Origin of the sequence: Arthrobacter sp. NamB2, assembly GCF_005281365.1 — a bacterium.
In the GTDB taxonomy this organism is placed as follows: domain Bacteria; phylum Actinomycetota; class Actinomycetes; order Actinomycetales; family Micrococcaceae; genus Arthrobacter_D.
In genome coordinates, this window is sequence record NZ_SZWI01000002.1 from 504,682 (window position 1) to 516,247 (window position 11,566).

The 11,566-nt window shown below is 66.9% G+C and carries 9 protein-coding genes and 1 riboswitch; of the genes, 4 read left to right on the forward strand and 5 right to left on the reverse strand.

What is annotated here, in order from left to right:
* The first annotated feature begins 93 nt into the window (after window positions 1-93).
* A complete protein-coding gene (locus FDK12_RS06100) occupies window positions 94-1,353 on the forward strand; it encodes a multidrug effflux MFS transporter (RefSeq protein WP_137368707.1) in 1,260 nt (419 codons plus the stop codon).
* Between the two features lie 183 nt (window positions 1,354-1,536).
* Here the strand turns inward: FDK12_RS06100 and FDK12_RS06105 are convergent, their stop codons facing one another.
* Window positions 1,537-1,788, reverse strand: coding sequence for a hypothetical protein (locus tag FDK12_RS06105; RefSeq protein ID WP_137368708.1), 252 nt, complete (start codon window positions 1,786-1,788; stop codon window positions 1,537-1,539).
* 271 nt (window positions 1,789-2,059) lie between these two features.
* Here FDK12_RS06105 and FDK12_RS06110 point away from each other — a divergent pair, with 271 nt between their 5' ends.
* Entirely contained in the window at window positions 2,060-2,869 is an 810-nt protein-coding gene (locus tag FDK12_RS06110; protein ID WP_137368709.1) for a DNA-formamidopyrimidine glycosylase family protein, read from the forward strand.
* Window positions 2,870-2,982: 113 nt separating this feature from the next.
* On the opposite strand, the gene FDK12_RS06115 is transcribed toward FDK12_RS06110, so the two are convergent.
* The 4 genes from FDK12_RS06115 to FDK12_RS06130 form a co-directional block, all read right to left on the reverse strand.
* On the reverse strand, window positions 2,983-4,239 hold the full coding sequence (locus FDK12_RS06115; protein WP_223263120.1) for a glycoside hydrolase family 26 protein: 1,257 nt from the start codon (window positions 4,237-4,239) through the stop codon (window positions 2,983-2,985).
* 16 nt (window positions 4,240-4,255) lie between these two features.
* Window positions 4,256-4,330: riboswitch (cyclic di-GMP riboswitch) on the reverse strand.
* Window positions 4,331-4,523: 193 nt separating this feature from the next.
* A complete protein-coding gene (locus tag FDK12_RS06120) occupies window positions 4,524-5,738 on the reverse strand; it encodes an ROK family transcriptional regulator (protein ID WP_223263140.1) in 1,215 nt (404 codons plus the stop codon).
* 155 nt (window positions 5,739-5,893) lie between these two features.
* Entirely contained in the window at window positions 5,894-6,367 is a 474-nt protein-coding gene (locus FDK12_RS06125; protein ID WP_137368711.1) for an aminoacyl-tRNA deacylase, read from the reverse strand.
* A 160-nt stretch (window positions 6,368-6,527) separates the two neighbouring features.
* Window positions 6,528-8,609: a glycosyl hydrolase gene (locus FDK12_RS06130; protein ID WP_137368712.1), complete on the reverse strand. Its 2,082-nt coding sequence runs from the start codon at window positions 8,607-8,609 to the stop codon at window positions 6,528-6,530.
* Between the two features lie 167 nt (window positions 8,610-8,776).
* On the opposite strand from FDK12_RS06130, the gene FDK12_RS06135 reads away from it, so the two are divergent.
* Together FDK12_RS06135 and FDK12_RS06140 are read left to right on the forward strand one after the other, a co-directional pair.
* The gene (locus tag FDK12_RS06135; protein WP_137368713.1) at window positions 8,777-10,477 is read left to right on the forward strand and encodes an ABC transporter substrate-binding protein; all 1,701 of its coding nucleotides are present in this window, start codon (window positions 8,777-8,779) and stop codon (window positions 10,475-10,477) included.
* A 99-nt stretch (window positions 10,478-10,576) separates the two neighbouring features.
* Window positions 10,577-11,566, forward strand: coding sequence for an ABC transporter permease (locus FDK12_RS06140; RefSeq protein WP_104116168.1), 990 nt, complete (start codon window positions 10,577-10,579; stop codon window positions 11,564-11,566).

Sequence of the window (11,566 nt, forward strand, 5' to 3'; positions counted from 1 at the left end):
GTCTGTACAAGGCGCAGAGGTTTTGTCGGGACTACCAGCGATTGCTCCGATGCGGGAGGATAGGCCGGAAAGCGCTATCCAACCGAGGAGATCATGATCGTTCCGCAGCACGCCCTTCGAGACCACCGTCACGGATCTGGCCAGGCTCCCCGGCGCGTCCTGCTCCTCGTGGCTGCCCTCGCGATGCTGCAGGTGATCTGGCCGCTGACCATGGACCTGTACCTGCCGTCCTTCCCGGCCATCCGACGGGAGTTCGGCGCCGACGAGAGCGGGGTGCAGCTCACCCTGACCGCGGCCTTCATCGGTATGGGGATCGGCCAACTGGCATCCGGTCCGGTCTCGGACGCCGTCGGTCGTGCTCGCCCACTGGCGGTGATGATCGTGCTGTACTGCCTCGCGACGGCGTCGTGCGCCCTCGCCCCTGCGATGGGGTGGCTCGTTGCGAGCAGGGCTTTTCAGGGCATGGGCTCCGCGGCGTGCGCGGTCATAGCGCTCGCCGTCGTCCGCGACCTCTACAGCGGGAAGCAGCTGCTGGTGTTCCTTGCGCGCCTCTCCATCGCGTCGGGCGTGTTCGTGGTCGCCTCACCCGCGCTCGGTGCGCAGCTCCTGCAGATCGTGGGGTGGCGAGGCCTGTTCTGGGCTCTCCTCGGCTATGGCCTCGTACTGCTCTGCGTCGCCGGATCGATCCTGCTGCGGAACGAGACCCATCCGCCGGACCGCCGGTCACTCCGCAAGGGCGTGAGCCTGCGCGACGATTACCGCAACCTCCTCGGCGACGCGCAGTTCCGTTCCGTGGCTCTTGCCGGCGGACTGCTCTTCGCGGCGATGATGTCCTTCATGGCAGGCAGCGCATTCCTCCTGCAGGAGGTCTACGGCCTCACGCCTACGGGGTACGCGCTGCTGTTCGGGGCGCAGGGCGCGCTCATGGTCGTCGGTGCGCAAGTCGGCGGGCTGGTGGCCAGGCGAGCCTCCCCGGCACTCGCAGTTCGCGTCGGCGCCGTGGCACTGGTGGTTTCTGCCGTCGTCCTGCTGCTGAGCGTGGGTCTTGCCCCGCAACTCGGCGTGTGGGGACTGATGGTGCCCATCATGGGGTTCACGACGTCGTTCGGGCTCGTGAACCCGGCCCTGCAGGCCACGGCCCTGGAGCATCACGGTCTCCGCGCCGGCACCGCTGCCTCCCTGCTGGGGGCGTCCAACATGGCCGGTGCGGCTGTGCTGGCGCCGGTCACAGGCGCGTTCGGACTGTCCTCACCCGTCCCCACCGCCATCGTGATGCTGAGCTGCGCCATCGTTGCCGCTGCGCTCCTGATGGGCGTCCTGAAGCCCGCTACGGGGCCCCGGGGTGCTGCATGAGTCGAGACGGCGCGGCGCGTGCGCAGCACTGCTCGCCGCGTGCCGAAGATCGGGTGGCCGACGCCCGCAGCGGGACCGGGCGGGCCGACGCCCGTAACGGCGCGTGCGGCGGACCGGGTGGCCGACGCCCGCGGCGGTTCGTGAGGCGGGATCGGGCGGGCCGACGCCCGCAGCGCCGACCCGTCAGGAGAAGCGGCGCGTCGATTCGACGGCGTCGGGCAGTGCCGGAGTGGACTCCGGCTGCTGGTCGCGGCGGTCGAGTTCCTCCGTCAGTTCCTCGTGGCGGATCTCGGTCTCCATGGAGGGCTCGCCGTCATTCGCATACTCGTAGTCGAGCTCGCGGTGGATCCTGCTGTTGAGAACCTCGACCTCGGGCAGTGCGAGTGCGGTGAGATCTTCCGGAAAGTCTTCGGACGGCGTCAGTCTGGTGCTCATGGGGGCCTGTTCGGTGAGACGACGGGGACACATAACCGGGCCCGCTTCTAGACCGCGCTCTGCCGGGTGAGAGTCCGGCAGATAAATAGTATCGGCCCCCTACCGATAACGAAAGCAACCGCCTCCTCCGTGGACGCCCTGCTCGGCGCCGAGTCCGTCAGTTCGTCGAAGGGTATGCGACCGGGCGTCGACAGAAGCTGACACCTGGCCCACCCTGTCGGTGGCGGGCGCTAATCTGTCGCGGAGCAGCGGGAACGGGCAGGGAGGCAGCATGCCGGAGGGTGACAGCGTCTTCCGCCTTGCCATCAGGTTGCGGGGGGCGCTCGACGGCCGCAGGCTCGCCCGTGGGGATCTGCGCGTCCCCGCACATGCAACCGATGCCCTCGACGGGATGAGGGTGCTTGAGCACGCAACCCACGGCAAACACCTGCTCACCCGGCTCGATGCGGGTCTCACGCTGCACACGCACCTGCGGATGCAGGGTTCCTGGACGATCACGGCTCCGGGCAGAACGCTGCCGCGCGCAGTGCTGCCGGACGCGCGGGTGATCCTCGGGGTGGAGAACGGCCCCACCGCGTACGGGCTCGGCATCCCCGTCGTCGACCTGCTGCCCTCGCGCGCGGAGGGCGATGTCGTCGGGCACCTCGGGCCGGACCCGTTGCGGGACGACTGGTCCGCCGATGAGGCGGTGCGCCGCCTCCGCCGCGATCCCGGTGAGCGCATCATCGCGGCCCTGCTCGATCAACACAAGGTCGCCGGGTTCGGCAACCTCTGGGCAAACGAGCTGTGTTTCCTGCGCGGCGTGCATCCCGACACGGTGACGGCCGACGTCGACATTCCTGCCCTGGTGGCTCTCGGGGCGAAATGCCTTCGTTTCTCCGCCACGCAGCCCGGTGCCTATCAGGTCACCACAGGGAACACGCGCAAGGGGCAGCAGCATTGGGTCGCGGGCCGGGCCGGGAAGCCGTGCCTGCGATGCGGGACGACCGTACGCGTTCGAGCCGAAGTGCCGGGTGACGCGGGCCGTCGTCGGACATGGTGGTGTCCCCGCTGCCAGCCGCTGGTGGAGTCTCGCGGATGAATGGCCCGCCCGGACCTCACGTGTGCGATCCGGTCCCGTTTCCGGGCAGCATGCAGCACCGACGGCGATGAGCCGGTACGACGAATGGCTCGGTCAAGCACTGACCCGGTGCGTCAGCGGCGGCTCGCGAGGCCGGCCCTGAACGCATCAGCCGAGGCCGTGGTGCTGTTGATGCGCCAGTCGGCTTCCTTGTTGATGTGGAACCAGACGAGCCCCATGACATCCTGCTGCGCCGAGAGATAGCCGAACAAGTCGGTGATCCACTGGGCCTTCGATCCGCCGGTCTCGGCCGAGGCGGTCTCCGCGATCATGATCGGGACGCCGGGAGCGAGCGTGCGGAGCTGGGCCAGGCCTTCGCCGAACAGTGCCTCGGGTTCCTGCCAGCCGCTCCAGGACTGCGACGTGCCCCAGTTGTATCCATCCAGTGCCACGACGTCCGCATACCCTGGGCCCGGGTACAGCTCCTCCAAAGGGGTCGAACCCCAGTAGGGCACGTTCGGGCTCCAGACCCAGCTGATGTTGCTGGCACCGGTCGATGCGACGACGTCGTGTACATGGCGGTAGGCCGCGATGTAGTCGCCTGACCCGTTGCCGTTGACGCCTTCGGCCCACGGGTACCAGTCGCCGTTCATCTCGTGGGCGAACCGCAGGTACACGGGCTGACCCCACGTCGCGAGCGTGATGCCCCATTCGCGCAGGTAGGCGTCGTAGTCCCCGGCGGCTATCCGGTCCAGGGAGTAGGCGGGCTGGGAAGTGCCGCCTCCCCAGGTCCAGGGCTCCCAGGTCAGGAGGGTCTCCGCTCCGCGGGCGCGCGCTGCGTCGAGCTCCGCGATCGGCGCCGGCTGGTTGAAGTCCTTGTAGGAGAGCACGATCGAGGGCGCCTCTCCCGCGAGGGCGGCCACCTCGTCCAGCTCGCCGCCGGCCGAGGGCCCGCCGTTGGTGCCGATCCCGAATCGGAGGGACTTGGGGGAGTCGTTCACGGGCGCGGGTTCGACGACGGTGAAGGAAACTGTCGCGACGGCGGCACCGACCGTAGCCGTGACCGAGACCTGACCCGGCTGGGCAGGCATCACGATCGACGCTTGGAAGGAGCCTGTGGACGTCGTCGTGATGGCGACCCTGGCGCTGCCGGCGACCACTGTCCCCTTGCTCCGCTTGGGAAATCCTGCTCCCGTCACGGCCACCGGCGTACCCGGCTCCCCGGCAGTACTGCTGAGCGTGATCCTTGCCGGCTGGGCCGGGGCCGCCTGGGCGGGAGGAGGAGTCAGCCCGACCATCAAGGTGGCGATCGCCGTGGCGAGGAGGAGGAGCCGGAAGGCTGTTCCTCGGACGGGGCCAACGAATGATGGGGTAGCGGTGGCTGGAAGCATGATCGGCACCTACCTGGTCGGTAGCCCGGCTGACCGCGTGGGTCCCGTGGCTTTGCGTCCCCGGCTCGCGCCGGGTTTGCCCTCGACGCCGGGCGAGTGCCCGTGCGCCGTGTTCCACCCTGGCGGCGGAACGTCTCCCATTGTCCCCGCACGTCCTGTCCTGTGGGTCGCTGCGAGCCCAAGGATGGCGAAGGATTCCTGCAGTTCTCGCGCAGGACGGAGGGCTCGCCCGGTTCCCGGTTCCCGTCCTCCCCGGTAGGCGTCATCGTCCGGCCCGGATCGGATCAGGCGAAGGACACCGACCGCAGGGTGCGCGGGGACAACCGGTCCTGCAGGACCAGGGTTGCGGCTCCGAGGGCCGCCGCGTCGTTCCCGTTGACCGACAGGCGGACCTCCACGGGATGAATGGCTCGTGCCATGGCCCGGTGCGACAGGGCCTCCGCAATGATGTCCACATAGAAGCCGCCGGCGGTCGAGAAGGCGCTGCCGGCGAGCACGATGAGTTGCAGATCGAGGAGGTTCACCATTGAGATTACCGCGCTCGCCACGTACTCGGCAGACTCGTGCATCAGTCGCAGGGCGGTCCCGTCACCGTTCGTCGCGGCCGTCCCCACGGCAGCGAAGTCTTCGGAGATCACTCCCGTCAACGGGATGTCGAGGTCACCCCGGGCAGCAGCTTCGGCTGCCTGCGCGACGACGATCCTCGGGCTCGCGTACAGCTCGAGGCAGCCGATGTTGCCGCAGGGACACTGGAGTCCCCTCGCATCCACCGTGACGTGCCCGATCTCGCCGACATTCGAGCTCACACCCTGGTAGATGGTGCCGTCCATGACGATGCCCGAGCCGATGCCGGACCCCATGTAGACGGAGGCGTAGTTCGCGTAACCCTCGGTGGCGCCGAGCCAGTACTCGCCGATGGCAGCTGCCGTGGCGTCATTGTCGAACTCGCAGTGGAAGCCGGTGGTAGAGGACAGGGCGCGCCGGATGGGGAAGTCGCTCCAGGTCTCGAGGGACGGAGCGTTCCGGACCGTACCTGCAGCGCGGTCCAGCGGGCCCGGCGTCGCGATGCCCATTCCCACGATGCTGTTCCGGTCCACACCGGACTCGTGGATGAGTGCGTCGATGTCCCTGGTCATCCGGCTGACCACCGTCAGGGGCGAGGTGTCCCCGGGGCCGTCGACGCGTCGCCTGCCGATGACGTGACCACGCAGGTCCGCGATGATGTAGGTGATGTAGTCCTGGCCGATGTGGACTCCGACTCCGAGCCGGGATGCCGGGTTGAGCTCAAGGAACATGCGTGGTTTGCCGCCCGTGGATTCACCACGGCCCGATTCGACGATGATGTCCTCCGTCAGGAGGGTTCGGACCAGCGTGGAGATGGTGGCCTGTGTCAGTCCGGTCTTCTCGGCGAGTTCCACACGGCTGATTGGTCCGCTGGAACGGATCAGATCGATGACCTTGCCCCGGGAGGACTCGCGGCGGCGGGTCTTTTCAATCACGGTCAATGATAGCTCAGCGCTTTATAAAGTTGAAGGAGAAACTTTCGCGCCTACCGCACAATGGGCAGAAGCAGGTTGCGTACCGAGTTTCGGCGCCACGCAGGTGAGGCCCATTCCGTCTGCTACTCCCGCACCCTGGAATCACCGACTGGCGATCAGGAGGTGATGTCCCCGACGACGGCCTGGAGCGAGTCCAGGAGCGGGTCGGCATCGGTGAACAGGAGGAAGTCCGAGGATCCGGAACCCATGCCGATCCGACGCCCCCGAATCCGCTCGTCGGCGTACACCGGAAGGACGCTCGCGCTGCCCAGTGGGGTGATGGTTCCGGACGCATAGCCTGTTGCCTCCAGTGCCGCTTCCGGCGTCACGAGGGCCGCTTTGTTGACGGCCAGCAGGGACCGCAGCTTCACCCAGTCCAGCCGCCGGGTCCCAGGGATGAGCACGAAGACAGTCTCATTTCCGCTGACCTTGACCACCATCGTCTTCACGCCGTCGTCCGGCGTCAGGCCCTGCTCGGCCGCGGCAGAGTCGAATGCACCGTCGTCGCCCCTGGGTACAAGCGTGATGCCGAGGCCACGGGCCTCGGCATCACGTTCGGCGGGCAGGGGGCGGGTATCGGCGCTGCGCATCTGCCCATCGTAGGCCTCGCGCCATCGGGGCTGGGACGGGCTGGGACGGACGAGCAGGGTCGGGGCGTACTGACAACACCAACAGCAGCACTCCACCGACGACGACGCCTCGAAGCGTCATCGTCGGGCGGGCGGCGTCCGCCGGCAGGAATGTGCGGTACTACCTCGCGATGATGTCGTCGACGTAGACGGTGCCCCTGGTGATGCCGGCACCACCCTGGCCCAGGTAGAGGCTGAACTGCGTGACCTTCGCGAGTTTCGCAGCATCGAGGACGGCTCCGGCGTGTGCCGTGTCCCACGACGCCGGCGCAAACTCCGAGAACGGCGCTGATACCTGCAGCGGCGCGGTGCCGGACAGCGGCACGTTGTACTCGAAGTAGATCCCGTCGGCCACGACCTGCAAAGTCGCGCCGGTACCGGAATCGTCCGGAAGCATCCAGGCGTCGAGGATCGTGAAACCCGACCAGTCCTGATCCACCGTCCGGCCGATGCCCGTGTAGCTCTGCGACGTGAAGTCGTAGCTGTAGGACAGACCGTAGCTGCCGGATGCCTTGTTCTCGGTTGAATGGGCGATCGAATTGACTCCGGCGCTCGTGTACGTCTCATCGAGGGTCACATCGTCTCCCGAGTAACCCTCGAAGGTGTCGACCACGCCGGGCGCGGCAACGGGGGCGGGTCCGAGGAGGAGGAGCGCCGCGTCCGTGAAAGTGGCCTTCGAACCCCGCCCGTTGCCCTCTGTGACGGTGGCGCGCACGGTCGCCGTGCGCGCCTCCAGGTTGCCGTCCGGGATGGTGTAGGTGCCGGTGTAGTAGCCCTGCTCGTCGAGTGCAAGGGGCTGTGCAGGCCCGCCGTCGACCGTGTAGGTGGCGCTGGCTCTCCTGACACCGGTCGCGCTGACGCGGATGGTCGCCGTCGTGCCGGTGACGCGCTGGCGATCGGTCGGCGTGACGATGTGGACGCTCGGCTGCTGCTTGACCGGCGTGGTGCGCCGGTCGAAGACATTCGTCAGGTCGCCCGCGAAGAAACTCGCGGGGTCGGCGTGGAATGCACGGAAGTCCTGCATGAGTTCGTGCTCCGGCGTCGTCCCGAAGGCGGGGTACGGCACGTAGTGCTGTTCGAGGCCGAAGTTCGCCCATGTCTGCGCGTACGCGATCCGCGCCGAGTCGGGATTGCTACGCAGCGCGTCGAGGATGCTGGTGTACCACTCCAGGTCGGGGTTCTGGCCGTTGGGCTTCAGCGCCCCGCTCATGCCGAATTCCGTCAGAGCGGAGATCTTCCCCTTCTCGTCCGCCAGTCGGGAGATCATGGCGGTGTCCGCGACGAGAGAATCGAGCCACTGCTGGCTGCCGTTCGTCCCGTCGTACAGGTCGTAACCCAGGATGTCGACGAAGTCGTCGCCGGGGTAGGTCTTCAGATAGGTCTCATCGGTCCCACCGAACGTCCCGTTGGGTGAGTAGGCGTACAGGAAGTTGTGGACGCCCTTCGTGTCGCGAAGATACTCGACCGTATAGCGGAAGATCTCCTGGTATTCGGCACTCGTGGTGTGGCCTGCGCCCCACCAGAACCAGCCGCCATTGTTCTCGTGCCAGGGCCGGAAGATGATCGGGATCTGCCGGCCGGACTCGTCGACGGACTTCGAGGCAACGTCCGAGAAGGCATCCAGGTAGTCGAGGAACGCGGCGTTGTCCCGCCCGCCGGGCAGGATCTGGCGGACGGCGTTGCCACCGGTGTCGTTGTAGCGCCCGCCCGTCGCGAAGTTCGGGAAGTGGGCGCTGATGGTGTTGATTCCACCCAGCGCGTCGGCCTTCTGTATCCCGTCGACGAGCAGTTCTGCGTTCTCCTCCAGGGACGCACCCTGGATGCCCGGGCGCTCGTCGCCCGTGAGGATCAGGGAGTCCCAGCCGAAGATCGCCGGGAAGTCGCCGACTCCGTTCCTCACATCGGACGCCACCCCGGCCGGCGCGGGATCGGTGACGGCGTAGTCGGTGGTGTGCTGGTGCCCGAACAGGATGCCGGTGCCGCGCACCGACTGCAGGTATGCGAAGAGGGAGCGCGTCTCTGCAGTGGCGCTGCCGTCCACGAGGTCGACGGCGACCGGAGGACCTCCGCGCTGGGCGCCGGGTGCCGGTGGGGCTGCCGAAGCGGGGCCGGCCGATACGAGCGCAGCTGCGAGCGCGCCAACGGCCACGAGCGCCGTCATCGATCGTCTGCGGTACGAGGACAGGGATTCTTGACGGAGCAATGCAGTTCTCCTTCGAAGGGCATTCCGGCGGGTCTCAGGTAAGACGTAAGTCACGGACTTACTTGACTTAGATAATAAAGAGGCCTAAGAAAGTAGTCAACGGTTCGTCGACGGCTGGTCGAACCGGCCGGCGGCACCGTGGCCGCCCACAGATGAAAGGTACAAAGATGTCCTCAACACTCTCGGCCTCCAGGCGACTGGGCCTGGCTGCTGCCGCGATGCTCAGCGTCGCAACCCTCGCCCTCAGTGGCTGCGCAGGCGGCGGGGGAGCATCGACTCAGGGCGGCGGTTCCGGGGGCTCGTCCGTCACCGTCTTCAATGGCGCCACAGGAACCATCTCGGAGAACTTCAACCCGTTCTCATCGACCGCACTGCAGCCCACTCTGGGCGTGATCTTCGAGCCACTGTTCTGGTACAACGCGGCGTCCGACGAGCCACCCACGCCCCTGCTCGCCGAATCGTTCGAATGGAACGAGGACGGCACCCAGCTGACCATCAAGACGCGTGAGGGCGTTCAGTGGTCCGACGGCGAGCCCTTCACCGCGAATGACGTCGCCTTCACCTTCAACCTCGTCAACAAGACCCCGGAACTCAACACCACCGGGCTCTCGGCAACGGCGGAGGCCACGGACGACACCACCGCGGTCCTGACCTTCAAGGAGAACTCCTTCATGCAGGAGCCGAGCGTGCTCGGCAACCGCGGCATCGTGCCCGAACACATCTGGAAGGACGTTACCGACCCCATCACGGAGGTCAACTCCGACCCCGTCGGAACCGGCCCCTTCAAGGTCAAGGACTTCACGCCGCAGAGCTACCTCCTCGAGAAGAACGACCTCTACTGGGAGGAGGGCAAGCCCGCCATCAACGAGGTGCGCTACATCTCGCTCGAGAGCGCCGATGCCGCCACCGGCGCGCTGCTGGCCGGCGAGGTGGACTGGATGAGCTCCTTCCTGCCCGGCCTCGAACAGATCCTCGCGGACAACGAGAACCTCTCCTACGTGAACACCCCCGCTCTCACGGCGTCGATCTTCACCTGCTCCAACGAGGAGCTGGGATGCGAGGGACCGCAGACCGACCCGGCGGTGCGCCAGGCCATCTACCAGGGCATCGACCGCGAGCAGCTCAACGCCCTCGCGGGCGGCGGCTTCGCCGAGACGGCGTCACCCACGCTGGTCATTCCCGAGCGCGACGCCGACTGGATCGCGGACCCCGAGAACCTCGAGACTCCCGCCAACGCCAACGTCGAGGAAGCCAAGCAGATCCTCGAGGACGCCGGGTGGGTCGAGGGCAGCGACGGCATCCGCGAGAAGGACGGCGAGAGGCTTTCGCTCGGCATCCAGACCGTGACGGGCTACAGCGACTTCATCTCACTCAACGACGCCATGTCGCAGCAGTTGCGCGAGGTCGGCATCGAGCTCAACCCGACGTCGATCACCTACAACGAGTGGATCAACAACCTCAACATCGGTCAGTACCAGCTCACGCTCGAGTCGATCGGCCTGCAGCCCTCCAACAACCCGTACTACTCCTACGAGAAGTGGTACAACTCGGCGAACACGACGCCGGTGGGTGAGTCCGCGCTGAACAACAACACCTCGCGCTACAGCAACCCGAAGGTCGACGCGGCACTCGCGGCCGCACGGTCGACGAATGACGAGGCGGTCCAGAAGGAGCAGTACGGCATCATCCAGGAGGAGATCGTCCGGGACATGCCGTACATCCCGATCTATGTGAACTCACTCCTGAGTGAGTTCAGCACCGAGCGCGCCACCGGCTGGCCCACGAACGAGGATCCCTATGCCCTCGCGGCCACCTGGAAGGCCTGGGACAACGGCATCGTGCTGAAGAACATCACGCCTGCCGAGTAGCCAGCCCTCCACCCCGAGCCATGAGCGGGGCGAAGCGTCCTCGCGATGCTTCGCCCCGCCCGTGGCCGCGCCTCGACCAGCTGTGGAAAGTCGATATCCATGAAATACATCCTTCAGAAGCTCGGGTTCTACCTCGTGGCCTTCTGGGCCGCGCTGACGGTCAATTTCTTCCTTCCGCGGCTCCTCCCGGGGAACCCCGTGGACATCATGCTCGCGAAGCTCGCGCAGCGCGGGCCGGTGACACCCGAGGCGCGCGAGGCCGTCGAGCTCCTCCTCGGGACCAATACCCAGGCGCCGCTGGTGGTGCAGTACTGGCAGTACCTGGGCAAGCTGTTCACCCTCGACCTCGGGACATCCGTGGCCTTCTTCCCCGCCTCCGTCACCGACATCATCGGGCAGACCCTGCCGTGGACCGTCGGCCTCATCGGGATCGCCACCGTCATCTCCTTCGTCCTCGGCGTCGGGCTCGGCATGCTGGCCGGTTGGAAGCGCGGTTCGTGGCTGGACAACCTGATCCCGGTGACCACCATGCTGCAGTCGGTCCCCTACTTCTGGCTCGCGCTGATCCTGCTGTTCGTCCTCGGCGGGATGTGGGATCTGTTCCCGCTGAACGGTGGCTACAACGTCTACGAGGTGAGCCCTGGCTGGAACTGGGCCTTCATCGGCAGCGTGATCTACTACGGCACCCTCCCAGCCCTGACCATCGTGATCTCCTCCGTCGGCGGCTGGATGCTCGGTATGCGCAACATGATGGTCTCCACGCTCTCGGACGACTACATCCTGACGGCGGAGGCAAAGGGACTGCGGCCCATGAGGATCATGACCACGTACGCCGCCCGCAATGCGGTCCTTCCCTCGGTCGCCGGTTTCGCCATCTCGCTCGGCTTCGTGGTGGCGGGCTCGATCGTCACCGAAGCGGTGTTCTCCTACCCCGGCATCGGCTCGGCCCTGCTCAACGCGGTGGGCAGCAACGACTACTCACTCATGCAGGGACTCTTCCTGGTGATCACGCTCTCCGTCCTCGGCGCGAACCTGCTCGTCGACCTCCTCTACTCGATCATCGATCCCCGCACCCGGGCCCGAAACTAG